We start from the raw sequence: 24,267 nt of genomic DNA, 5'->3' as shown, positions 1-24,267 counted from the left end.
GGTTCATGCGCTCGGTCGAAGAACAACAAGCCCGGATCCGGGCAGCAGCCGTAGCGCCGCAACCCGTCCGCGTCGCGATTTCGCAGGCACACGGGCTTGTCTGTGCAGAAGAGGTGATTTCCGAGCATCCGCTTCCGGGGTTCGATCAGGCCGCGGTCGACGGGTACGCGGTACGAAGCGTCGATGTCACAGAAGCGGGGCCGGACTTCAAGGGCCAATTCGGGCAGCCAGCCGATTTTGCGCTTCCCGTGGTGGGGGAGATCAGGGCAGGTTCGCGTCAGCCAGCGCGCCTTCAGCCGAGGCAAGCGGTCCGGATCGAGACGGGCGCACCGATGCCCACACTCGCCGACGCGGTGATCCCGGTCGGATGGACCGATGCGGGCCGGGCAAAGGTCAAGATCTACCGCCCTGTGCGGCAGGGTGACTATGTTCGCCACGCGGGGGATGACGTGCGCCTCGGTGATGTCGCAGTCGCTGAAGGGGCTGTGATCGGACCCGCTCAAGTGGGTCTGCTCGCTGCGGTGGGACGTCAGCGCGTCCTTGTCCGTCCGCGACCCAGGGTTGCAGTCGTCGCGGTAGGCGCTGAGCTCGTTGACATTGATCGCAAACCCGGGTCAGGCCAGGTCTTCGACGTCAACACCTACGCACTCGCCGCAGCCGCACGGGACGCGGGGGCGGATGTGACGCGCGTCGGAATCGCGGGCAGCGAGGTCGCGGAGATCCGGGCAGCCATCGAAAGCCAGGTAAGCCGATCGGAAATCATCGTAATCTCCGGGGCGGTGGGAGGCAGCGCGTCTGAGATCGTGCAGGAAGCGCTGCTTGACCTTGGGCACATGGAAATTGGGCGAGTAGCGATGCACCCGGGATCAATCCAGGGGTTCGGCCAGCTCGGCGACCTCAAGGTCCCCACATTCCTGCTGCCCGCGAATCCGGTGAGCGCGCTTGTCGTGTTCGAAATCATGATCCGGCCACTCATCCGGCTCGGACTGGGGAAAACAAACCCACAGCGACGGTTCGTCCGGGCCAGCCTGATCAATGATGTGGTCTCGATCGACGGCCGTACCGGTTACGTGCGCGGTCAGCTCATGCGCAACAGCGAGGGTCACTACGTAGTGCGCGCGCTAGGGGTGGGGACGATGTCGAATCTGCTGGCTGACCTTGCTGAAGCGAACTGTCTGATTCAGGTGCCTCCGGAGACAACCCAGGTTGAAGCGGGAGAGGACGTTGATGTCGCGTTCCTCGCGCAGCGCGGGTGAACCAGCCAGGATGGCCGGCGAACGCGGGGCCGGTGACGATAGCTGCGGGGGAGGTTCGGCTCCGTCCGGTCCGGCTGCGCGACGCGACATCGTGGAGCAGGTATCGCCTCCAAGATGAGGACTATCTACGGCCGTGGGAACCGTCAGGACCAGGGACTTGGGAAGGACGGCATCGGGCGTCCTCCTGGCCGTCGGTATGCATGAACCTCCGCAATGCGGGCCGTAAAGGCATGATGCTGCCGTTCGCGATCGAACTCGACGGACAGTTCTGCGGACAGTTGACGGTCGGAAACATGGTCCGTGGCCCGCTGTGTTCCGCCTGGATCGGCTACTGGATCGCGAAGGACCTGGCGGGTAAGGGAATCGCGACCACCGCACTGGCGCTCGGCGTTGATCACTGCTTCCGGGCTGTGGGGCTGCACCGGCTTGAAGCCACGGTTCGACCAGAAAACGAAGCAAGCCAGTCGGTGCTGCGGCGTGTGGGGTTCCGTGACGAGGGATTCCTGCGCAGGTACCTGCATGTGGATGGGGATTGGAGAGACCACAAGCTTGTCGCGATCCTCACCGACGACTACCCCGACACCGCGATATCGCGGCTTGTCCGCCAGGGCAGGGCCCAATGGTGACCGTTCATTGGTCGCGAACGCGTGATTTCACCGCTTTCCTGGGGTGATGCTCGGCGTGCCTTCCGTTGTCTTTCCGTTATGCGTCCTAGCCTGACGTGTGGACCGTGATCATCGATCGGATCCGCGCCGCGCACCAGGGAAGGAGAACTGACGATGCCGAACTCGTTCCTCTGGCTTGGTTTGGTCGTTCTCAGCCTCTTCGTCCTCGTTCCGATGGTCGTGAACCTGCGGCAGCCCATTTTCAAGGCTGGAGATCGAGCGCTTTCATCGCGGTTGCTGCACCGGGGTGGGGGACGGCTCCGCCTGGGGAGGCAAACCCTATCCGGGCATGGGAGCAGTCCTGATGGTGGCGCAGACAGTGCGCACCAGCATGCCCAGCTGAACACAATTCACGGGGAGGACGTGATGGATTCTCGCGCGCACAACGAGGGCGGGTTCGTCGCTGATGACGGATTCGGGATTCCCGACGATGCCGAGCTCGAACTCGAGACCGAACAGGGTTCGTCCCGCCGAGGAAGGGGTGGTTTCGACCCGGAAGCGGACGAGATTGCTGCCGCGGCTCGCTATACCCTTCGCCAGCGAATTGTGATCGGCCTTGGGGCTCTCGTAGTTCTGAGCGCGGTGGTGGCTCTCCTGTTCACCTCTTACGCCTGGTACGTCACCGCTATCTCGATCGTGGCTTTCGCTGGCTATCTCGTCTACTTGCGGACGCAGGTTCGTATCGAGCAGAACATACGTGAGCGGCGTCTAGCGCGGTTGCGTGGTGAGCGGCGCCGGGAGAACGCGGCAGGCGGGCCCGACGGCAGCGTTGTCGGTACCGACGACGAAAACCCAGAGTTCGACCATCTCGACCGGTTCGGTGACACTGCAGGCCCGGGCCGGGCCAGCTCGGGGCTGCCACGGGCGGCTGGTCAGTAGTTGTCGCTGAAGGTCAGGTCGGCACGGGATATCGATTGCGGTGCGTTTCGCAACAGTTCTGCGAGGCGCACTGCGTCAGCTTGGTCGGGGAGCAGGATTCTCCAGCGCAGCCCTGATGTGCTTTCCAGGTCCATCTGACCGTATTCGACGACTGGCAGTTGTTGATTGTCGCGGTAGCGCCGGTCTGGGCTGCCGTCGCTGTTGACGTACTGCCACGTGTGGTCCACAACCTTTGCGCGGATGGGAAGCGATTCTTGTTCGGTGAATCGGACTGATCGGGTGGTCGCTGTCACGAGATCGTATCCGACGTCGGCGAACGAGTTGCGGTTGCGCACCAGCACTCGGTCAGGCAGTAAATGCAGGGTGTGGGTACCGGACGTGAAGGTCGGGACCGCGATGTTGGTGACGAGCGGCCGGCCCGGGGACGTCGTGACGCGGAGGGGCAGCCTGCGCATCACAGTGTCGATTCCGCCGCTGGTGCGCCGAGCATAGGGGTCGGCTACCGCGCCTTCAGATTCCACGCGCCACAATTGGGCATCCTGACCGAGCTGTGTGACTGCCGAAACCAGGTCGCTGTACCACTGCGCTGGCTCGTCATCGAGGTCGTAGAAGACCGCAACTGACCGGTTTGTCTTGTCGTAGCGTGCAAGCCACCACACCAGTGGTGTCGCCACGATCCACACCGCGATTCCCCAGGGCAGACTGACCAGCCCCAGTATTCCGAGGAGCGCCGCCAGCCAGGGCGCGAGTGTGTGCTTCGCAGCTGCTTGATTCAGCTGACCGACGAGTTCGCCGCCCGTGGGCACCATCTGATCCGGCGGCACGCCCGTGAGGTCTGTCATCGTGGCCTGGGCAGGGTGCGCCTGATGATTCGTGGCCTGCTTCGAGCGCGCGGAGCCCCGAGCGTTCAGCGACGCTCGATAGTAAACGCCGCGCCTGCCAGCGTGCACATAATTTCCGCGAGGGCCGGTACCCATCCGGAACCCGGGCACCCCGCTACTGACACCGACGCCGGACTTGCTCACATTGAACCGCAACGGCCCGGCCCGGAGACTCTTCCGCAGAAATAGTGGCATCGTTGCTCTCCTCGTGCATGAGAGAGAACGCTTTGCGGCACTACAACATTCCCGATTTGACGGGTTCTCCCTCTCTGGTTTCCTACTCTGATTGTGTACCCGAGGTATGACAAAAACGGGCAAGTCGGGTCTCCTGCTACTTCTATCGCGACGCCCGGTGCGAACGTCGCGTGCCGGTTTCGTCAGCGGTCGCGGGCCCTGCTAAGGTTTCCGTTGCAGTGACAAAATCACTGCACCCGGGGCTATAGCGCAGTTGGTAGCGCGTCTCGTTCGCATCGAGAAGGTCGGGGGTTCGATTCCCCCTAGCTCCACCCTGATGCTCTTGCTCGAACAATCGACACGAGCAATGAGATTGTCGGACAGTGCGTCCAGAAAGGGCCCGCCGGTTTCGGCGGGCCCTTTCTGTTCCCGGTTCGCGAGGTTCGCCCTCAGGCCCATCCCGCGTACGGCACCCGACCGATGTCAGAGGCCGCGGCTACGGTAAGAGCTGACCCTCAAGTACAACCAAAGATGCGCGCGAGGCGCAGGAGACAAACCGCATGGCACTGACCACCAATGAAGGACAGCGCGACACGGGCGAACCGGAGGCCACTAGCACCCGAGCTTTCGCCGACTTTGCCGGTCGCCTAGCGGTGGTTACGGGTGCCGCTTCAGGAATCGGCCGTGATCTCGTCTTCGAGCTTGTTCGTAAGGGGACACATGTCGCGGCATGCGACCTAAACGACGTCAAGCTTGGAGCCGTGGTTCGGAAAGCGAACAATCTGAACCCAGAAGTTCGGGTTACCCCGCATGTGTGTGACGTCGTTGACAGGGCAGCCGTGGGACAGCTTGCGCGCGAGGTGTCGGACGCGCACCAGTCTGGTGTCCTCCATCTCCTGTTCAACAACGCCGGAACTATTGGCGGCATGTCATTCGTCAAGTCACCACCAGACGAGTGGGAACGCACGTTCGCGGTTTCGTGGAATGGCACATACAACTGTTCGAGAGAGTTCCTCCCCATGCTGCTTGCATCGGACCAGGGCGCGATAGTCAACACTGCGTCCGTCAACGCCCTGTGGGCGAGCCTCGGATCGCGCACTCCCCACTCGGCATACTCTTCCGCAAAGTTCGCAGTGCGCGGGTTCACTGAGTCACTTCTCGTGGACTTTCAGCGCAACGCTCCGCACCTTTCAGCTGTTTTGGTTCTGGCAGGTCATGTTCGAACGGGAATGCCAGCTCCACCTTCAACATGGAAGCGCGCGCTCGACTCCCTCTTCGCGGGCTACGAGCCTGTATCAAGCAAGTCGGCTGCAGAACAGATCCTGAACGCGGTGTCGCGTGGAGACTGGCGGATAGTCATTGGGACAGACGCTGCGGCCGTAGATGAGCGCGTCAGAACTGATCCTTGGACGGTGTACGAATGAGCGAGGACTCACCGGATCACGTTGAACGCGATAGTCGTATGGGGGCTATGTCAAGCAAAGGCGGGGCCTAGCTCTTGCTTACTCGTCGGAATACAGTTTCCGCGTGTAATTCTCTGGCGAGTAATACTTTTCGAGACTTTCGAGCGATCCTGCCTGTGGCTGTACTTCCTTCGTCAGCTGTGCGATTGGGGGCAGCGTGTCGGGTTTCCAGCTTGATGGCTTCCACAGCGAGGATCGCATGAATGCCTTGGCGCAGTGAAAGAAGATGGTGTCGATTTCGACGACGATCGCAAGGATTGGCCGGTGCCCTTTGACGACGAGTTGGTCGAAGAAGGGTGCATCTTCCACTAGGTGCGCGCGGCCGTTGATTCGCAGTGTTTCGTTGCGGCCGGGGATCAAGGAAATAATACCGGCGTGAGGATTTTCCAGAATGTTGTGGTACCCGTCGCCACGACGGTTTCCGGGACGCTCCGGGACAGCGATTGTCGAATTGTCAATGACGTGGACAAATCCCGGAGGATCGCCTTTCGGTGATGCGTCGCAATTCCCGTGCATGTCACTCGTCGCGATGATGCAGAAGGGGGACAGGGCTAACCACTCGCGATCACGCGCGTGCAGTGTGTGGCGTTCCTTTGTCGAGGCCCGGGCGGCGACGTCTCCCAAAAGCGCACGCAGCCGAACGCCGTCCGTAACCGCGCGATAGGGCGTCGGGCCAGTACTTGAGTGCTGCGGTGACGATGCGGGCATATTCCCGTTCCTATTTGCGTAGAGAGCTTATGAGTGGTTGATTTTGCCACCTGGGCCCCAGGGTGTTGTGAGCTATGTGACTGCTGTTACTCAAGCGGGTTTAGAGACTAATGGTTCCAAAGTGGCCAGGGCGACCTCCTGATTCGTAACTTGGTCGCGTTTGTCATGCGTTTGATTGATTTCGATATACGTGTGCGAAATAAAGTTTTCGGGTTTGTCACGTTGTGTGACCTTGATGTGTTTTAATTCGGATGAAGCGCCCGTGGATGGTGGTCTTCGCTCGTTTTCGTCCCAGCAAGGAGTTCGCATGAGTCTCACACTTAATCTGCTGAATGATCTGTCACTCCTCTCCGACTGGGCGTTCAGTTCCGACTGGGCGTTCAGTTCAGAATGGTTCACGAGTTCGGACTTCCTCAACATCGGCTCCTAGGGGAGAGGAGTTCGGGGAGAACGTATGCCGGGGTTACCACCCCGGCATACGTTTGTTTCGGAATCAAATAATGAATTTAGCTAACAAAATATAGGCAGGGAGATTTCGCGAAAAACACGTGAACGGCCGGTGCGCGAGTGGCGCACCGGCCGTTCAGGTTCTGGGCCGCTTCTATTTGGATTCGAGGTCCCGGCGCTTGAATCCCGCCACCCCTGCCGCGGTGAGCGCGGCAGCGATCGCGAGGAGGACGAGCGTCGGAGTCCACTCGAAGCCGACGGCGGGCATGTCTGGAATGTGACCGAACGGGGAGTAGTCGTACATCCAGTCCGGGAAGCCAAGGATTGCGCCCATGTAGACGACGAGGATGCCGTAGACGGGGATGAACCATCCCAGCCCTTGCAGCCGCGGTGCGAGGCCGAAGAGTGCTGCCGCAAGCCCCACCGCGACCCAGACCGCCGGGATATGCGCGGCGGCCGCACCGAGCATGCGGACCAGGAAGTCCCAATCGCCAAGCGCGAGCGCCCCGGCGCCGCCCAGGCCGAAGCCTGCCGCCATGACAACGATTGCGCTGCTCACGAAGGCCACCCAGAGATGGCTGCCCATCCAGCGCTGCCGTGATACTCCGGTCGCCAGTACAGGTTCTGCGCGCCCGGAGTTCTCCTCGCTGCGCAACCGGTTCACGGCCATCACCGCCTGAACGGACGCGACGATGGAGAGGAATGTGATCAGCATCGCGACCCACGAGTCCACAAGGGTCGCGCCCGGAATGTCGGGCAGGACGTCACCGAGCGCGCTCAGCTGCTCCAGCATGTCTTCAACACCGTTGATCAGCATCCCGTAGGTGAGCCCGAAGACGGCGAGGCCGACTGTCCAGGCGATGACGGATGCGCGGTGCAAACGGAGCGCAAGACCGATTGGGCTGGTCAGTGCGGGCGACGCGACGGGAGAGCCCATTTTCGGTGGCCGCAGCCCTGCGCCGACGTCACGCATCGTGCTGAGACGAAAACCGGCCCCGATCAGGACGGCGGCGACGAGGATCGCGAGTAGCAGCGGCCACCACCGCTGGTCTTCAGCAAACGGACGGGACGCCTGGCCCCAGAACAGCGGTGATAGCCACCGCAGGAAATTCTCGCCGATATCGCCTGCCGCGCGCAGCGCATACGCGCCACCCAGCACAGCGAGCGCCATACCTGCCGCCCCGCGCCCGTACTCCGTTATCTGCACGGTGATCGCGGTGACGCCCGCGAAAACGATCCCAGCGGCGGCGAGACTTAAGCCATAGAGGAACGAGCCGTCGGTGGTCACGCCCTCAAGCCCGCTGCTTGCGAGTCCGAGTGCTGTCAGGACGCCGGTTGCTAGGTTAGCGCTCACGATGACGATGAGCGCGGCCGCGAGTGTGGAGTGACGGCCGACGACGCTGGAACGAATGAGTTCTGCGCGTCCCGCTTCTTCCTCCGCGCGCGTGTGGCGAACCAGCAGCAGGATGCTCATAAGGCCGAACACCAGCGCTGTCATGACAGTCATCTGGTGGCCAACCATGATCCCGAAGTTGTAGTCGGCTGGCTGGTAGTTGCGTCCGACCATGCCGACCATCGCGGGAAGGTCGGCGAGTTGGGCGACGGTCGCGCGGTCTTCCGCGGTCGGGTATGTATCCCGGAAGCTTTGCAGGCTGCCGACTGTCAAGAGGGTGAGGGCGCCGATCCAGATTGGCAGGCGAATCCTGTCACGCCGGAGTATCAGGCGCACCATCGTCCAGGTGCCAGCGAGCGGGTGCCGTGCACCGCTGACTTCCGCCTGCGGCCGGGCGACCGTAGCGTTCGTCATGTCCGTGCTCCTGCGGTTTCGACCGTCCCGTTGAGGTCGTCCTGGTAGTGGCGAAGCATCAATTCTTCGAGGGTCGGTGGGTGGCTGACGAGACTGCGGATCCCGAGCGGGCTGAGCTCGCGGATCACACTGTCGAGGTACTCACCATCGACGGCAAACCGCACGCGGTCACCGTCAGTGGTGAAGTTGTGAACACCGCGCATGTTCTCGACGGCCGCGGCAGATTCCGCTGTGGTCACTTCAACCGTCGTTCGCGTCAGGTGCCTCATTTCCGCGAGCGTGCCGGACTGGACAACCTCGCCGAGACGAATGATGCTGATCCGGTCGCACAACGCTTCGACCTGCGCAAGGATGTGGCTGGATAGAAGAACCGTCTTGCCCTCGGCAGTCGCTTCCTTGATGTAGGACTGGAAGACGGTCTCCATCAGCGGGTCGAGGCCTGCGGTCGGTTCGTCGAGGAGTAGAAGCTCCACGTTGGAGGCGAGTGCGGCGATAATCGCCACCTTCTGCCGGTTGCCCTTCGAGTAGGTCCGCCCCTTCTTCGAGGGGTCGAGGTCAAACTTCTCGATGAGATCGGCCCGGCGCCGCTTGTCGAGACCGCCGCGGAGGCGCCCGAGGAGGTCAATGGCCTCACCACCGGTCAGATTCGGCCAGAGTTCGACGTCACCAGGAACGAACGCGAGCCGTTTGTGAAGTTCAACCGCGTCGTTCCAGGGGTCACCGCCAAGGAGTTCAGTCTTACCACTGTCGGCCCGGAGGAGCCCGAGTAGGACGCGGATCGTGGTGGACTTGCCGGCACCGTTCGGACCGAGGAAGCCGTGGACTTCACCCGTCTCGACGTGCAGGTTCAGGTTGTCGAGGGCGCGTGTCTTCCCGAAGGTCTTCACGACACCCTTCATGTCGATCGCCGTAGTCATAAAGATGAGCGTACAGTGTTTTCACAAATGTGTGAATACTCTGAATATTGTTAAGGTAGTGTTGTGGAAGTGCGAGAGGAGTGTCGTGTGTCCGACCTGCAGGATGATGAGTACCGCGAAAAGCTGCTGCAGTTCGTCGAGAAGCTTGCGATGCTCCTGACGGAAGCAGGTCTGCCGCGCATGGCTGCGCGCGTGTTCGCGTACGTACTCGCTGAGGACTCCGACAAGTACACCGCCAAAGAACTCGCGGACGGGCTTCGCGTCAGTCCAGCCGCGATTTCCGGCGCGGTGCGGCCACTCGTCCAGGGTGGAATGCTCACGCGCGGACGTGATCCCGGTGAGCGTGCAGACCACTATCGTGTTGATGATTCCGACGTGTGGGGCACGATCATTAGCCAGCGCCGCCCAATGCTTCGTCGCTACATTGACCTTCTCAGTGAGGGCGCGCGTGATCTCGGGGGAGACCGGCGAGGGTCGCGACGGCTCCGTGAGACTGTCGAGTTCTATAGATTCATGGACGAGGACCTAACCGAAACCATGAAGCGCTGGAAGGAACGGCGCGCTGAGTGGGTTGAGGAAGAGGAACGCCGGATCAAGGAGAGCTGACCCATGACGCTGCGTACGTTTCCCGCCGACTGGAACCGAGCGGTCTTCATCGTTGCCCACCCCGACGATGTGGAATACGGAGCGGGTGCGGCCGTGGCGAAGTGGATTTCCGAGGGTAAGTCAGTCACCTATGTCATGATCACCAGCGGTGAGCAGGGGATCGAAGGAATGGTGCCTGAACTGTGCGGTCCTCTCCGTGAACAGGAGCAAATTGCGAGTTCCAGGGTCGTCGGCGTGGAGGATATCCGGTTTCTCCGATTCCCTGACTACACCCTCCAGAACACGCAGGAACTACGTGATTCCCTAGTCGATATCGTTCGTGAACTTGACCCGGAATTGGTCCTCACCCTGAACTTCCGGGACAACTGGGGTGGTGAATTCGAGAACTCGCCCGATCACATGAACGCCGGTCAGGCTGTTGTTGAAGCGGTACGCGCCGCAGGAGCGAATGTGCGGTGGATTGCTGCAGCTGCCTCACCTGAAGCCACGCACGCGGCAGACGTCACTGGCTTTGAGGACACGGCCATCGCGTCCCTGCGTGAACACCGGGCTTATCTCGCAGGGCTCGGTGGGGGAGCCGAATCACTGAAGATGATTCGTGAAGCGCTCGCGTCAACGGGTGCTGACTTTGGCACAGGCGCGGCCGTCAGCTTCGAGCTGATCGACGTCGCGTGATCGCCTCGGGGTAAATTCACCAGAAACAGGACAGCCTCCCCGGAAACGACGTGGGAGTTTGTCCTCTTTCGGGTGAGGCTGGCCTCAGCTCAGGCGAGCGTGAGAAACAGCTTCTCGATCTCGTCCGCGGATAAGGGGGTTTCTTCCCCAGCCTCTGACTTGGTCAGGCACTCGCGGAGTGAGGTTGCCACGATCTTGAATCCGGCGCGGTCGAGTGCTCGGGAAACTGCAGCGAGCTGAGTGACGACGTCGCGGCAGTCGCGCCCCTCCTCGACCATGCGGATCACACCCGCGAGCTGTCCATGGGCCCGGCGCAGCCTGTTCAGGATGGCGGCGGCGTCTTCTTGGGTGTGGTCCATCGTGACTCTCCTACGGCATTGGGGCGTGATGCTCGCCCAGGGCAATGATACCCTATGGGGTATGTGACGAGCTTCGATAATCAAGGAGGAGCACCATGCCCAATGGGTCTATTGGCATCACAACAGTAGTGGACTTGCCGTTTGACGAGGCAGTGACGAAAACGCGCGAGGCACTCGCCGATCAGGGTTTCGGCGTGCTCACCGAGATCGACGTCAAAGCGACGCTCAAAACGAAAATCGACAAGGACATCGAAAACTACCTCATTCTGGGCGCCTGCCGCCCGCCACTTGCCTACGAAGCAGTGCTGGCAGACCCCCAGATCGGACTCCTTCTGCCCTGCAATGTCGTTGTTCGCGACTCACGTGACCGGGAAGGCGCGGTCGTCGTTGAAGCAATGAATCCCGACCTGATGGTTGACGTCAGCGGCAAGGCGGCCCTCGGCCCAATCGCGAGCGACGCAGGCGTCCGGCTCCGTGCTGCGCTGAGCGCACTAAGCGGCACGACAGTCAGCTAAGAGGCTCCTCACCCGAGTGCCTCCACGGGGGATGTACGCACTGCCCGCCGAGCCGGAACTAGAGTGGCGATCACCGCAGCCGCTACCGCGGCGAATGCGATTACCGCGAGCTGCCCGGCGGGTATCGCCCCAAGAACAACCTTGTCCAGGCCAAACACCGAAGCCGTTCCTGCCGTGCCGTAAACGATGCCCAGCCCGATACCAACTGCGGTGGCAGCCCCCGCAATCAGGGACGCTTCCCAGATAAGCAGGGACCGCAAGCTCCCGCGGTGAAGGCCCACGACACGGAGCAGCGCCGATTCCCGCCGCCGCTCAATGACGGACAGCGCCATCGTGTTGCCGACACCGATCAGTGCGATGAGGATAGCGACCGACAAGAGCCCCGCCACGATCATCACCATTGTGTCGATAATCGTGTCGATGACTGCTCGTGCTGCTGCCGTCCCGGTGATATCGGCACCCGGTGAAATCTCGTCGACCACCGTCGCGATCTGATCCTGTACCTCCCGTAATGCGTTGCCATCGAGGTCATCAGCAAGACGCACGATCAGCGACAGGGACTCACTCGACGCAGGAGCGGCGTCGGCGATGTTCATCAGCGGTATCTGCGTCGGCTCGCCCAATCTGACGATGAGCATTTTGCCGTCGCCGACAGTGAGGATGTCACCGTCGCTGAGCCCCGAATCACTAGAGAGCAGCGCGGTCCCTGGTTCGGGTACGGGTGTCCCGCCGCGGAGCGCGGTGCCGAATTGCGAGTCCACAGCGTAGATCGAGTGCACTCCCGCGTCACTGGACACGCGTTGCTCGTCCGCGAGCGCGGTGCCTGCCACATCGGCCAGACGAGCGATCCGAGTGTCGAGCACCTGCGCATCGGTGTCCGCAGCACTCGTGATCATGACGTCGACGGGAAGCTCCTCGTTCACGCTGGCAGCCGCCGCCACCTTCGACAGACCCGCCCCGACGACGATCGTGGACGTCAGGGTCACCCCGATGAGAAGTGCCATCGCTGTAGCCGTTGTGCGGCGGGGATTCCGTGAGGCATTACGGACGGCGAGTTCGCCGACCGAACCGGACAGGCGCGTGAGGACGCTGCCCAGTCCCGCGACGACGCCAGGCACGATGCGGTTCGCGAGCACCACCATTGCGAGAAACGTCAGGAACCCGCCTGCGCAGCCCGCCAGGATGTTCTCGCCAAGGGCCGCGAAAACAAGCGCGACGATGCCAGACCCGAGGAGCATCAGACCGATCGCGGCTCGCAATGCCGACGTCCGTCGCGATTCGCGCACCGTTTCGAGCGGCCGGAACGCGGCCAGCGGCGACACGCGCGTTGCCGCCCTAGCGGGCGCATGCGCGGCCACCAGAGACATCACGATGCCAACGAAAAGACCAGCCACGATCGCAGTTGTGGGCAGTGACACCGTGTGTAAAGGAATCGGGAGTGAGAGCGCCTCGCCCGCAGCACGCAGACCGTATGCTGCGCCGCACCCGAGAACGACTCCAGCCACAGCGGAAAACGCGCCGACAATCAGCGCTTCCAGCGACACCGATGCGCGGATCTGACTGCCCGTCGCGCCAACGGTGCGGAGCAACGCGAGGTCACGCGTGCGTGAGGCGACAATCACCGAGAACGTGTTCGCGATGACGAGCCCAGCTACCACCACGGCGATCGCGCCGAAACCAAGCAGGACGTTCTGCAGCAAACCAGACGTCCCGAGGTATTCCTCTGCTGCGGCTGCGGCGGCATCCTCACCCGTAGTGATCGGAACACCGGGAAATGCGTTCCCGACTGTGCCGAACACCTTGGGTGTGCCGTCGCTCGCGATGTGCACGGAGGATGTTTCCGCGCCAAGCTCCTCGAGGAGGCCGGGGGGAACGTAGAACGTCGCGCCATCCATTGCCTGTGGTGACCCGCGCAGATCAACGAGACCCACGATCGTCCATTCGAGGGGCGCACCTCCGCTTCCTTCAGCGTCGACGGTAATGACAGTGCCGGGTGCAATTCCCGTCGTTGACCCGGCGAGCACCTCGCCGTGAACCTCTGGGAATCGCCCCTCAGAAAGGTTGTGCCAGCGCAACGGCCCTGGGGCGGCAAGCGTCTCGGCGAGCCCGTACCGCGTCCCCTGTCCCGGAACTAACGCGGACACGAAGCCAGTCGACATCGGTTCAGCGGCGACGACGCCGCGCATGGTTCGGAGCTGATCGAGGTCCGCCGCGGCGAAGTTGCCCTCCAGTACGTAGTCGGTGCCCCGGTACTGCATGGCGAGCGCATCGGTGATGCTCCGCTGAACTGTGCTGCCCAGCGACAGCGTGGTGACAATGAACGCCACCGCGATCATCACTGCGAGCGACGACGCGGCATACCTGCCCTTGTGTGCACGGACCTGAGCTAACGTCACCCCCAGCATCAGCGTGCTCCTAGCCGGACAGCAGGATCGCTGAGGTCGCTGAGCGCAGCGAGGACCGACTCAGTTGTAGGAGAGGCGATTTCGCCGGACCGCTCGCCGTCTGCAAACAGCACCACCCGGTCCGCGTATGAAGCCGCGACCGGATCATGCGTCACCATGATGACGGTTTGCCCCATGTCGTGCACACTGCGCCGCAGCAAGGACAGGACCTCGGTGCCGGACTGGGAATCCAGGTTTCCGGTGGGTTCGTCCGCGAAGATCACGTCAGGCCGCGGCAGCAGCGCCCGGGCCACAGCGACGCGTTGCTGCTGGCCTCCCGACAGTTCGTGCGGCAGATGATGCATTCTGCTGGTTAGGCCCAGCTTGCTGATGATCTCCTCGTAGAAGACCCGGTCCGGTGTCTTCCCTGCAAGCCGGAACGGCAGCGTCACGTTCTCCTCAGCGGTGATGACGGGGAGCAGGTTGAACGCCTGGAAAACGAAACCGATGCGCTCCCTGCGCAGTTCGGTCAGGTCGCGATCCGGGAGTGCGGTGAGCTCCGTCCCGCCCAGAAACACTTGCCCTGACGTCACTGTGTCGAGTCCGGCCAGCACATGCATCAGGGTTGACTTCCCTGAGCCTGATGGCCCCATGATCGCCGTGAACTCACCGGACTCGAAATCCACGTCGACACTGCGCAGAGCCTGCACGGTCGCGTGACCCGAACCGTACGTCTTGGTCACGCCGACTGCTCGTACTACGTGCTTGGCGGATTGTCGCGCCATCAGAAACCTCCTCGTCGTGGGCTCCTGTTGACGATATGGCGGGGGGTTCGCCCTGCCATCAGCGCGAAGAATGATCACCGGCGCCGGTCGGTCATACCTGGGTCTGATTCAGGGGTGATCACCCCGCCCGAACTTCATCCGTGCGGGTGCGCTCGCCGTCGCCGCCGCGGCTCAATGGCTCGCGAACTTTGCGATTTCCACCACATTTCCGACATTCAGTGAGATCGGGCTGACCTTCGCATCCGGTTTCTACGCCTTCTTTGCCCTCCTGAGCTTGCGTTTGTGTTCACCCAAGTCCCGGAAACCAAGGGGCGCGAGCTCGAGGACATGTCGTACGAAGTACATTCACGCCGTCGCTGACACCTCTGACGACGCTCAAGCGCGTCCGCTCCGTGGGATTCACAGCCCGCATACTGTGCAACTTGTCGGCGTGTCGCGTTCCAGCAGCCATCCGCGGTAACGCTGCAGCGTCAACGCCATTACTATCGTGGATCGGTAACGGGCTTCGGTAGTCGCAGCATTTGAGGGCATGGAAGAAGGGTGGCGTTAGTGGCGCAGGGGGGCAGCGTTCCATCGAGTGGTTCGGCAGCATCGATCGGAGACTGGCTCAGCGACCGCGAGTACGAGATCACCAAGCGGCTCGAGCGGGCGACCCTTGTCATCGAAGCGCACCCCGGCAAGGCTGTCGCGGATGAGATATCGGTGGCCTATGCACAGCAAGCCGCGCGGCTGTCCGGCCCCGGAGTGTCACCCGGTACTGCGCTCGTAAGGAAGTACCCGGCACTCACCCTGCTCACCCTCGTCGCGCATGCGTCTGCCACCGGTCGCACAACTGACTTCTGGGAAAGCTTCTGGACCGAATTGGGAGTCGCCCGCGACCCCAAAACCGAAGCGGACATCCGCCAGGGGATTCCGAAACTGTTGCGACGCTTCGCGCTGGCCGAGTTCCCGCGCCTGCGGGGCCGCTACGTCCAGGTCATCGGTGTGCACGCGGGTGTGCCAGTACCTAGCGCGGCCACGCTCGTGGCGGTGCTCGCCGACCACTTGGCGCGTGGCGGGGAACCCAATGGGTCGAGTTTCACCAATTGGCTTACCGACCCCAGAAAGCCCAACCGCCTTGCGCGAGTTGATGTGCCAGTGCGGACGTTCGTCACCGAAGGCGGCGAGTATGCGATCGACTTCATCGATCGTGTGCTCGACATTGTCGCGGTCTCGATGAGCAACCCGCAGACGTGGCGGGACTCCATTGATGCACTCGCCGTGACAAGCGGCCTGCCGGAGGTGTTGTTCCGGGAGGTCGTGCGCGCAGTCGAAGGGCAGGGGATCAGCGGCGGCCTGCTCGCTGGCGATGGGCACATCGAGCCGCCCCGGCTACGTCTCGATACTGGCGACGGTTCGGTTCAAGTCCTCGTCCCGCACCCCCCTGCACAGCCCGACGAGCGCTGGCAGATTTCGTCGGACGGTGATGTCTCCGAGGTTCGGGTGCCCGCGAGTATCGTCCACTCGACCAACCCCACCTGGCGGACGACTCCGCACGCCATTCGCGCGATTCCCAGCCCAGCGAGGCACGTCAGCGCGGAACACCCCTCGATCCCGCGCAGGTTCGTCTTCTCGCTGGTTGATCCGAAAGACCCCCTCGTTCTCTTCACTGACCAGGGAAAGCTCCTCGGCCGCAGGTTGCCCGTACCGCTGGGTTCGATCTACGCGCTGGTGCCGCGCGGTCACCACCTAGCCGATACTGGGGCTGCTGCGCCTGGGACGCCAACGGGACCAGTCATTGAGCCGGAGGCGGATCGGGGCAATCCGGCGGGGTGGCGCGACTGGCAGCTGCTGCAGATCGACACGACGGAACTTCGCTCGATCCAGCTGGTCAAGGACACTGACAAAGTGGGAACGGCCCGGCAGGTGCGACGCAGCTACCTGCCTGAAATTCTCCTGGCGGACCCAGTGCGCGGCGTGCGCGCGGCGAACGGCTCGCCCCTGTACAACGAGCGGCCCGCCGTATGGCTGCCGGGCGATCCACTGGGCCACAAGGTGCCGTGGCAGGTCAGCGCAAGGCGACTAGGTGCAGCGGACTGGGTCGCCACGTTCGTTTGGACGTTGGAAGGCGAAGACTTCAGCTGCGACCCGTTCGATGAGGTCGAAACACCACTTTTCGGAACATATGAGATCGTCGTGCGCGGCCCCCTCGGAGCAGACCTCCGCAAAGTCGTCCACCTCGCGGAAGGCTTCGAATCCAGCGTCACCCCCGACTACCGGGTACCAGCGAGCAACGGCCTCTCGGACTCCGTTGTCGAATTGGCGTGTGAGGCTCCGATCAAGGCGGATCCCGACGTGCTCCGGTTCGCGAGCGATGAGACAGAAAAGCTGGCTGTCCTGAGTGGAGCCGGCGAACTTCCGCTGCTCGTCAATCCGCCACAGGCGGAAATCCGGCTGACCAGTGCGGGGCAGTCCGCCCCCTGGTCGGGCCTGCCCCATGTAGTCACGGTCAACGAGCTCGCCGAGAACAGAACTCTGGCGTACCGGGTGCCCGCGACCGCGGACATCAACACCTGGGTCGAGTTGCGCGACCGGGCTGGGAAAGTGCGCCTGCAGGAGCCTCCGAGCTACAACGAGCACACCGATGCTTTCGAAGTGCAGACACCGCGCCTCGCGGAAGGGCTCGGACGCCTTCGTTCAGCACGTGTTGTGGCCGTCGTCCAGGCGGAAGACGAAGACCCACACTTCATTCAGCTTGCCAGCGTTCGCCCAGCAGGACTTTCCTCGGATATTCGCCTCGACGGTGAGGTACTCGTCTTTGAGGATGTGGCTGAGGTTGCTGGACTGACGGCGCAAATCTGGCCCGAATCGGCTCCATGGAAGGAACCCGTTTCACTTCCCGTTCGGGACGAACGTGTGGTGCTGCCCGACGAGCTAGCCGCTAGTGGGCCACTTCGCGTCAGGCTGGTCGTCGGTGATCAGTCGGCTGCTCCCTCGAGTCCGCCAGAAGACACCACTCGACTCGACCAGCGAGGCTGGGTGCGCAGCAGCGACCCCGCGCTCGAAGCCCTCGCACAGTACTTGGCCGGGGACGCCGACCTCCCGTCTGGCCTCAAACCCAGTCCACACATGTGGACAGCACTGCATGCGCTGACGATCACGGCGAACTACGACGACGTGTGCACCGGACTCGGGCGGATGTTGCGTGAGCAGCCACGAGAGGCCGTCCTCGCGCTCACGCACAGCACTGTGCCCGTGTCTGAACAGCCTGCGCTACTGATCGGGACAGGCGTCGCACAGGCCGGCTACACGGCGGAAGAGCCATCCGACGAGTCAAGTGCGAACTCGTGGGTGCAGTGTCTCCTCACGATGGCGGAGCTGCCGCTGTATGAGCGTGGCGGTATCGAGTGGGAGCGTGCACGCGAGGAACTCGATGAGCACGGTGGTGAAGCGCTGCTCCGCGTCTTGGACACGGGCCGGGACGCCGAACTGGCGAAAGCTCTGTTCGACCACACCACCGTCATGTTGCATGACATGCCCGCGGAGCAGGTCGACCAGATCTTCAACGTCGCACGGATCATCCCCGGCGCGGTCCTCGACGTAGACACACGTGTCAGCGCGATCGCGGAAGCATTCGCGATGCGCATGCGCTGGGCGGAAACCGCGAGCCACACGGAATTGATCGTCAGGGCAAAGAAATTTGTCCGGGCAATCCGCAAAGCGGGCAAGCAGTTCTATGACCAGATCTCGATCCGCAGCGATGCGCTGGGGAATGCCGACACACAAGCGCACCCGTGGCTGATGATCCCGATGGTGTCGCTGATCATGGCGCTGCTGGCGCGGCTTGAAGCGCACGGGGGAGTGAAAGCGGGCGTCATCGACGACGACATCATGCGCGCCTGGGCTGATCTCGCGCGGCTGTGCCCGCAGATGACGCGCATCGACTTGGTGTTCGCCGAATCCTTGATCGTCCACGCGAAGGTGGAATCCGGCCTGAGCTGGGACTAAACGTTTAGCGCCTGCGTGCCAGCGCGCTGAAACTTGCAGCGAGGGAAGCGAGTGCGACGGCGCTCGCCTTCAATGCCGTGACACCGCGCTGTCGCGTAGCGTGCAGCGAACGTACAGGCTGCAGCCATGGTGCGTCACGAATTAGCGTGCTCTCAACTGCCGCAGCAGGGCTCCCCGAAGGATTCAGGGTGAGATTCCGGACGGTGGCAGGCGCCACGTCAAACTGGTCCGCCAGGAGGGCGAGCAGTATCGAAACATCACTCAGGTCGACGCGGTCCGGGACCATAAGTTCACCAGACCGCGTCGTGCTCTGTTCCCATGTGACGCTAATACGCCGCATCGCGCCCAACCCCTGAATTCCTTACCTGCGCAGTGCCGATGTGTTACTAAGGCGTACCCGCGAAGAACTGAGTTCATGCCTGATCGATGTAAACGAACGATGAACCGTGTTAAGCCTGACGGTGATGTATACCCACGCTAGAAGCGGGTAATTCTGACGTGAGTGCAGAAAGGGGAAGGCATGCCGAAGACCAAGAAATCTGGTAAGCCGAAGAAGGACGAACTGCCCTCCACGGTGAAACGGTCGAGCAAGAAAGCGCAGCGCACCTTCGCCAAAGCGTACGACGCGGCCGTTGACGAATATGACGGCAACGAGGAACGTGCTCATCGTGTGGCGTACTCCGCCCTGAAGCAGAAGTACGCCCGAGTCGGGAAAAAGTGGAAGCGCAAGGATAAGAAGGGCCCCTCGGACTCCAGGTCAGAAGGTGGCTCTGGCGGCAAGACACATGAAGGCGTGGACGCGAAGGCGACGAAGGACAAGCTGCTGAAGACGGCCCGCCGCCTCGGTATCAAAGGGCGCTCCGCGATGAGAAAGCCTGAACTGGTCGAGGCGATCAAAAAGGAGAACAAGCGGGAGACTGACGCGGCGCGAAGAAAGAACTAGGGTGCCTGGACAGGTGCTGTCGTAGTGTCGTCTCATGGATCAGCCCTTGTGGGAGCAACATTGCTGCCTGCCGTTGTCCGCTGCGGCGAACGTCGGCGATCTTGCGACGTACGGCCCGGCATTCGTATCCGTGAACGTCGGCTACGCCCTGCACGACAAAGCTGAATGTCTCGCGGTAATCGACCACTTCCGGGCGGGAATCGACGCCGACGAGAGGCTAACGAGCGCGACCACTTTCGAAGCCACCGAACATGCGGTGCGGCAGGGCAAAACGGCGATCGCGTTTGATCTGGAAGATGCGCGACCGCTGGCCGGGGACCTGGCGAATGTTGAACTCTTCTACCGCCGAGGGGTCCGTACGCTGCTGCCCACGTACAACTTCGCCAATGATGCAGGGTCGGGGTGCCTCGACGAAACCGATCGCGGGCTCACCGCTTACGGCCGTGACCTCGTGTCGGAAATGAACCGGATCGGCATGGTTGTCGACGGTTCGCACTGCAGCACACGGACGGGCCTTGGTCTGAGCGAGGCGTCCACGCAGCCGATGATCTACTCGCACAGCTGTATGGGATCGGTGTGGGAGCACGAACGCAACATCACCGACGAGCAAGCTGTCGCATGCGCGGAAACGGGGGGTGTAGTGGGCATCACGGGTGTCGGCATTTTCCTCGGCGCAAACGACGCCAGCATCGACGCGATGATCCGCCACATCGACTACGCGGTTGAACTGATCGGTGAAGACCACGTGGGGGTCGCGTCGGACTTCCCATTCGACTACGACGACTTCCGCGAAGAGATGCTCAGCAACCCGCAATTCTTCCCCGCGGCTTACACGCGATATGGACCGATCGACTTCGTCACCCCGGCGATGATGCTGCAGCTACCCAGCGCACTCAAAGCGCACGGATACTCGACCGGGGTGATTCGGAAGATCCTGTGGGGCAATTTCGCGCGGACAGCAGCGCAGGTGTGGAAATAGGATCTGTCACACTTTTACGGCTTGACGCCCGGAACGCGTGGGGGCCCGGGCGGCATCCACAGAAGCTCGCAGCAGCGCGGATACAGCCCCCGAGAAAACAGCGACGAGCGCAACCGTCGCGCCAGCGGCAGTCGCCATGTACCAGGAGATAAGCAGTCCAAGCCAGACGCTCACCGCTCCGATACATGTCGCAAGTGCCATGGTCGTAGGAATACGGCGGGTCCATCGTCCTGCAGCCACCGCGGGGCCGAGGAGCATCCCGAGCACGAGTAGCGAGCCGACTGCCTGATAGGCGGACACCACTGCGAGTGCGACAAGACCGACGAGTGCGGCGTGCGCGGCGCGAGGGTGCAGGTGCAGCAGGTGGGCCTGGCGCGGATCGACGGCGAGAGCAACGAAGGAGCGGTGCCAAACGAATGCGAGGGCCGCGGTGACCACGGTGGCGGCTGCGATACCTAAGAGCTGACCGGACTGGATGGCCAGTATGTCGCCGAACAGGATCGCCGTCGCGTCCGAAGCGAAGGTGCGCGATGACGAGATGATGACGACGCCGAGTGCGAGGCTTGCGACGAACAGCAGCCCGATGCTGGTGTCCGCCGAGAGCCGCCAGCGGCGCTGCACGACGCTTACACCCAGGGACATGATCGCGGCGCTCGCAGCGGCGCCGAATACCGCGGGCACACCGGCGAGTAGCGCGATGGCGACGCCGGGCAGAACGCCGTGCGCCATCGCCTCGCCCAAGAATGCCATGCCGCGGGTCACTACCCAGGTGCCGACGATGGCGCACATTGTTGCTACTAAGACGCCCCCGATGAGGGCGCGCATCATGAAGGTGGTCGTGAAGGGATCGGTGAGCACGGCAAGCACAGCCATAGCGGTCGACCTTAGCAGTTATTGGTAGTGAGTTTCATTTGCTAAAGTTTCGTACGTGTCTCCCGCAATGCCACCGCTCTCTCCGAACGGCAAATCCGCCGCCACATCCGGTGCTGCGCGTGAGGCTGCTGACGAGCAGGCCCCTGTCGTCCGCGCTGCCGGCGTCAGCGCCAGCCTGGGTGGGCACACAGTGTTACGCGACATCGACCTGACCGCACGCGCGGGTGAGGTCACCGCGATCGTCGGCCCCAACGGGTCAGGGAAGTCAACGTTGCTGACCGTCCTCGCCGGGCTGCTGAAGCCGCAAGCTGGGCATGTCGAACGCGCGGATCACGTTGGCGTTGCGCTTGTTCCGCAGCGCAGCTCGTTGCCTGATCAGCTTCCGATCACCGTTGAGGAGCTCGCCTCGATGGGGCGGTGGCGCCGCGCTGGGCTATGGCGCCCGCTTTCCCGAAACGACCGCGCGATCGTCACGGAAGCGCTCGACGCTGTCGGACTTGCTGATCTGAGAAAACGATCCGTCGGATCGCTATCTGGAGGGCAGCGCCAGCGCGCGCTGCTCGCGCAGGGCGTAGCGCAGCGCGCAGAGTTGCTGCTGCTCGACGAGCCGATGGCGGCCCTCGACGCAGGTTCTCGCGCTGCGGTGAACGCTGCAGTCGGTTTCGCGACGGACGCGGGAGCCGCGGTCGTCATCGTTACCCACGACCTCAACGAACTTTCCACGGTCGACAGCGTCGTCGAACTCGCATTACCAAGCCATGCTTGAAAGGACTGCATGACTCGCCGTCTTGCCCCCATTCCTATTGCTGTGTTCGCAGCGGTGCTGGTCGCTTGCTCCCCGGCGCCGGATAGTCCGGGAACTGACGCTGACCCAGCCGCCAACGAGGAGGTGCCATCTGCGCTCGGCGACGGGCACGGTGCCATTCCCGGCGCCGAAGAGGTTGCTGAACCGCAGCTTCACCTGCTGACCGTTGACCCCGACGGAGAAATCCACCACCTTGACCTTCTAGACGAAAGCGTCGCCACTCTCGGCACCGTGGACGGTGTCGAAGCGCTGACCACTGAGGGGCGTTACGCGTACGCTGTGCGACCCGAAGCGGGAGCCGTTACCGTCGTCGACAGTGGTGTGTGGACATGGAGCCACATTGATCACTTTCACTACTATCGTGCCGAGCCTTCCATCCTCGGTGACGTGACCGGCGCCGGCGGGCCAGCCACCGTCTCAGCTAACGACGCCGGAGCCGGAATCTTCTTCCCTGACTCTGGTGAAGCCGTGGTTCTCGCCGCCGGAACTCTCGGCGAAGGGTCGCTCGACGAGCGGTTCCGGATTACTGGTGCACCGCACGATGGGCTCGTTGTTCCGATCGGAAACCGCGCCCTCGTCACAGAGCCCGACGCCGACGGTGCCGCGGGGCGCATACTCGCGCTCGACGAACTCGGTGAGCCGCTCGGCGCTACCGTCGACTGCGCTGACGCCCGGGGGACAATCACCACCATCGTCGGCACTGTCATCGGCTGCCGCGATGGAGCCGTTCTCGCGACAGCAACCGGCGACGGCGTTGAATTCGAGCACATCCCGTACCCGACGGAGGACGCGCCGCGCGCCGACGAGTTCCGCGCCCGGAAAGACCGGCCCACGGTTGCCGCTGTAGCTGGGGACAGCGGGGACAGTGGGGACAGTGGAAACTCGTCTATCTGGCTGCTCGATACCCGCAACCGTGAGTGGACGCTCATCGACGTGGGCGAGCCGATCCTTCAGGCGACGGCCGTCGCCAATGCGGACGATCACCTGCTCGCTCTGACCGCTGAGGGGCGTGTACTCGTGCTGTCTGGTGAGACTGGTGAACTACTCGCGGCAACAGATCAACTTGTCGCGGAGTCCGTCGCTGACCCAGAGCGGCGCCCGGGACTTGAACTGACTGCCGACCAGCAGCGCGCATACCTCAACGGGCCGGCAGAGAAGAAGTTATTCGAGATCGATTTCGCTGATGACGCGCGCATCGCGCGTGTCTTCGACACGGACGCGGAACCGAAGTTCGTTGTGGAGACGGGCCGATGAAAATGCGAGTCGCGTTAGCCGCTGCACTTTTCGCGGGCGGGAGTCTCACCGCCTGCGTGTCACCCGGACCAGATCAGCCGCTGGTCGTCGTGACGACCAACATCCTCGGCGATGTCGTCGAGGAAATGGTCGGCGACGAGGCTGAGGTACTCACTCTGATGCCGCCCGATGCCGACCCCCACTCCTTCGCGATTTCCGCGCAGACAGCAGCGCGCATGCGGGATGCAGAACTGATTGTTGCCAACGGTCTCGGCCTCGAGGAAGGGCTCGCGAAGCACGTCGAGTCCACCGCAGCTGACGGCGTTCCGGTGTTCCTCGCCGGCGATCACATCGATGTGCTCGACTACAGCGACGGTGACTCGGCAGGCCAGCCCGATTCGCACTTCTGGACCGACCCGGCCCGCATGATCGATGTCGTCTCAATGCTCAGGGAAACACTCGGCGAAATCGAGGGCATCGATCAGGCAAGGCTCGAGGAACAAGCGTCCAGCTACCTCACGGAACTCGAGTCGCTAGACGCCGACATGACAGCCGCGTTCACTGCGATCCCCGAACAGCGGCGCGCGCTGGTGACCAATCACCACGTCTTCGGCTACCTCGCCGACCGGTTCGGGTTCCGGATCGTCGGCGCGGTAATCCCTAGCGGCACAACGCTCGCGGCGCCGAGCGCGAGTGATCTCCAGGGACTCATCACCGCAATCGACGAGGCAGGTATCACCACGATCTTCGCAGAGTCGTCACAGCCTGGCCGGCTCATGGAGGTTCTCGCCGACGAAGCCAACCGCGACGTCGTCGTCGTTGAACTTGTCACCGAATCGCTGACACAGCCCGACGGTGACGCACCCACATACCTCGACATGATGCGCGTCAACACAGAGCGCATCGCTACCGGCCTCGCGCCGTGA

Annotated in this window: 23 protein-coding genes and 1 tRNA gene; 15 read left to right on the top strand and 9 right to left on the bottom strand. The window is 62.8% G+C overall.

Annotation, left to right across the window (positions count from 1 at the left end; all coding sequences use genetic code 11):
* Positions 1-5: 5 nt before the first annotated feature.
* From glp to sepX, 3 genes are all read left to right on the top strand, one after another.
* Positions 6-1,256: a molybdotransferase-like divisome protein Glp gene (gene glp, locus AS9A_RS17015; RefSeq protein ID WP_013808343.1), complete on the top strand. Its 1,251-nt coding sequence runs from the start codon at positions 6-8 to the stop codon at positions 1,254-1,256.
* Complete coding sequence (locus AS9A_RS17010; RefSeq protein ID WP_041451173.1) at positions 1,253-1,882, top strand: GNAT family N-acetyltransferase; 630 nt, start codon at positions 1,253-1,255, stop codon at positions 1,880-1,882. The genes glp and AS9A_RS17010 overlap by 4 nt, the downstream gene beginning before the upstream one ends.
* 153 nt (positions 1,883-2,035) lie before the next feature.
* On the top strand, positions 2,036-2,800 hold the full coding sequence (sepX, locus tag AS9A_RS17005) for a divisome protein SepX/GlpR (RefSeq protein WP_013808341.1): 765 nt from the start codon (positions 2,036-2,038) through the stop codon (positions 2,798-2,800).
* Here the strand turns inward: sepX and AS9A_RS17000 are convergent.
* Positions 2,794-3,876 (bottom strand): DUF4236 domain-containing protein, encoded by a 1,083-nt coding sequence (locus AS9A_RS17000; protein ID WP_013808340.1) that lies wholly within the window; start codon positions 3,874-3,876, stop codon positions 2,794-2,796. The genes sepX and AS9A_RS17000 overlap by 7 nt on opposite strands.
* 238 nt (positions 3,877-4,114) lie before the next feature.
* On the opposite strand from AS9A_RS17000, the gene AS9A_RS16995 reads away from it, so the two are divergent.
* Both AS9A_RS16995 and AS9A_RS16990 read left to right on the top strand, forming a co-directional pair.
* Positions 4,115-4,187 (top strand) — tRNA-Ala (locus AS9A_RS16995).
* Positions 4,188-4,415: 228 nt separating this feature from the next.
* The gene (locus AS9A_RS16990; protein WP_013808339.1) at positions 4,416-5,279 is read left to right on the top strand and encodes an SDR family NAD(P)-dependent oxidoreductase; all 864 of its coding nucleotides are present in this window, start codon (positions 4,416-4,418) and stop codon (positions 5,277-5,279) included.
* Between the two features lie 78 nt (positions 5,280-5,357).
* Here AS9A_RS16990 and AS9A_RS16985 read toward each other — a convergent pair whose 3' ends face one another.
* On the bottom strand, positions 5,358-6,026 hold the full coding sequence (locus tag AS9A_RS16985) for a pyridoxamine 5'-phosphate oxidase family protein (RefSeq protein WP_013808338.1): 669 nt from the start codon (positions 6,024-6,026) through the stop codon (positions 5,358-5,360).
* A gap of 307 nt (positions 6,027-6,333) precedes the next feature.
* Here AS9A_RS16985 and AS9A_RS24810 point away from each other — a divergent pair, with 307 nt between their 5' ends.
* A complete protein-coding gene (locus AS9A_RS24810) occupies positions 6,334-6,456 on the top strand; it encodes a hypothetical protein (protein WP_013808337.1) in 123 nt (40 codons plus the stop codon).
* A 171-nt stretch (positions 6,457-6,627) separates the two neighbouring features.
* Here the strand turns inward: AS9A_RS24810 and AS9A_RS16980 are convergent, their stop codons facing one another.
* Positions 6,628-8,280, bottom strand: a complete 1,653-nt coding sequence (locus AS9A_RS16980; protein WP_013808336.1) for an ABC transporter permease — start codon at positions 8,278-8,280, stop codon at positions 6,628-6,630.
* Positions 8,277-9,197 (bottom strand): ABC transporter ATP-binding protein, encoded by a 921-nt coding sequence (locus AS9A_RS16975; RefSeq protein ID WP_013808335.1) that lies wholly within the window; start codon positions 9,195-9,197, stop codon positions 8,277-8,279. The genes AS9A_RS16980 and AS9A_RS16975 overlap by 4 nt, the downstream gene beginning before the upstream one ends.
* 87 nt (positions 9,198-9,284) lie before the next feature.
* Here AS9A_RS16975 and AS9A_RS16970 point away from each other — a divergent pair, with 87 nt between their 5' ends.
* Together AS9A_RS16970 and AS9A_RS16965 are read left to right on the top strand one after the other, a co-directional pair.
* Entirely contained in the window at positions 9,285-9,803 is a 519-nt protein-coding gene (locus AS9A_RS16970; protein WP_013808334.1) for a GbsR/MarR family transcriptional regulator, read from the top strand.
* 3 nt (positions 9,804-9,806) lie between these two features.
* Positions 9,807-10,478 carry a PIG-L deacetylase family protein gene (locus tag AS9A_RS16965; RefSeq protein ID WP_013808333.1) on the top strand — a complete coding sequence of 224 codons (672 nt, stop codon included), beginning with the start codon at positions 9,807-9,809 and terminating at the stop codon, positions 10,476-10,478.
* 89 nt (positions 10,479-10,567) lie between these two features.
* On the opposite strand, the gene AS9A_RS16960 is transcribed toward AS9A_RS16965, so the two are convergent.
* Positions 10,568-10,837: a metal-sensitive transcriptional regulator gene (locus AS9A_RS16960; RefSeq protein ID WP_013808332.1), complete on the bottom strand. Its 270-nt coding sequence runs from the start codon at positions 10,835-10,837 to the stop codon at positions 10,568-10,570.
* A 95-nt stretch (positions 10,838-10,932) separates the two neighbouring features.
* On the opposite strand from AS9A_RS16960, the gene AS9A_RS16955 reads away from it, so the two are divergent.
* Positions 10,933-11,352 carry a DUF302 domain-containing protein gene (locus AS9A_RS16955; protein ID WP_013808331.1) on the top strand — a complete coding sequence of 140 codons (420 nt, stop codon included), beginning with the start codon at positions 10,933-10,935 and terminating at the stop codon, positions 11,350-11,352.
* A gap of 8 nt (positions 11,353-11,360) precedes the next feature.
* Here the strand turns inward: AS9A_RS16955 and AS9A_RS16950 are convergent, their stop codons facing one another.
* Both AS9A_RS16950 and AS9A_RS16945 read right to left on the bottom strand, forming a co-directional pair.
* Entirely contained in the window at positions 11,361-13,757 is a 2,397-nt protein-coding gene (locus AS9A_RS16950; protein WP_013808330.1) for an ABC transporter permease, read from the bottom strand.
* A complete protein-coding gene (locus tag AS9A_RS16945) occupies positions 13,757-14,521 on the bottom strand; it encodes an ABC transporter ATP-binding protein (RefSeq protein WP_013808329.1) in 765 nt (254 codons plus the stop codon). The genes AS9A_RS16950 and AS9A_RS16945 overlap by 1 nt, the downstream gene beginning before the upstream one ends.
* A gap of 549 nt (positions 14,522-15,070) precedes the next feature.
* On the opposite strand from AS9A_RS16945, the gene AS9A_RS16940 reads away from it, so the two are divergent.
* On the top strand, positions 15,071-18,508 hold the full coding sequence (locus AS9A_RS16940; RefSeq protein ID WP_148262498.1) for a hypothetical protein: 3,438 nt from the start codon (positions 15,071-15,073) through the stop codon (positions 18,506-18,508).
* A 4-nt stretch (positions 18,509-18,512) separates the two neighbouring features.
* Here the strand turns inward: AS9A_RS16940 and AS9A_RS16935 are convergent, their stop codons facing one another.
* Positions 18,513-18,794: a hypothetical protein gene (locus AS9A_RS16935; RefSeq protein WP_013808327.1), complete on the bottom strand. Its 282-nt coding sequence runs from the start codon at positions 18,792-18,794 to the stop codon at positions 18,513-18,515.
* 234 nt (positions 18,795-19,028) lie between these two features.
* On the opposite strand from AS9A_RS16935, the gene AS9A_RS16930 reads away from it, so the two are divergent.
* Positions 19,029-19,451, top strand: coding sequence for a ChaB family protein (locus tag AS9A_RS16930; RefSeq protein WP_041451171.1), 423 nt, complete (start codon positions 19,029-19,031; stop codon positions 19,449-19,451).
* Between the two features lie 34 nt (positions 19,452-19,485).
* Positions 19,486-20,430 carry a dipeptidase gene (locus AS9A_RS16925; RefSeq protein WP_013808325.1) on the top strand — a complete coding sequence of 315 codons (945 nt, stop codon included), beginning with the start codon at positions 19,486-19,488 and terminating at the stop codon, positions 20,428-20,430.
* A gap of 6 nt (positions 20,431-20,436) precedes the next feature.
* Here the strand turns inward: AS9A_RS16925 and aztB are convergent, their stop codons facing one another.
* Positions 20,437-21,303 (bottom strand): zinc ABC transporter permease AztB, encoded by an 867-nt coding sequence (gene aztB / locus AS9A_RS16920; protein ID WP_013808324.1) that lies wholly within the window; start codon positions 21,301-21,303, stop codon positions 20,437-20,439.
* A 55-nt stretch (positions 21,304-21,358) separates the two neighbouring features.
* Between aztB and aztA the strand changes: the two genes are divergently transcribed.
* The 3 genes from aztA to aztC are packed head-to-tail and all read left to right on the top strand — an operon-like array spanning position 21,359 to position 24,267.
* Positions 21,359-22,069, top strand: coding sequence for a zinc ABC transporter ATP-binding protein AztA (gene aztA / locus AS9A_RS16915; RefSeq protein ID WP_148262497.1), 711 nt, complete (start codon positions 21,359-21,361; stop codon positions 22,067-22,069).
* 9 nt (positions 22,070-22,078) lie between these two features.
* Complete coding sequence (locus tag AS9A_RS16910; RefSeq protein ID WP_013808322.1) at positions 22,079-23,362, top strand: hypothetical protein; 1,284 nt, start codon at positions 22,079-22,081, stop codon at positions 23,360-23,362.
* On the top strand, positions 23,359-24,267 hold the full coding sequence (gene aztC, locus AS9A_RS16905) for a zinc ABC transporter substrate-binding protein AztC (protein ID WP_013808321.1): 909 nt from the start codon (positions 23,359-23,361) through the stop codon (positions 24,265-24,267). The genes AS9A_RS16910 and aztC overlap by 4 nt, the downstream gene beginning before the upstream one ends.

Source organism: Hoyosella subflava DQS3-9A1, from assembly GCF_000214175.1.
Lineage (GTDB): Bacteria > Actinomycetota > Actinomycetes > Mycobacteriales > Mycobacteriaceae > Hoyosella > Hoyosella subflava.
Note: the sequence above shows the minus strand (reverse complement) of the source record. Positions and strands in the feature narration are given on the sequence as shown.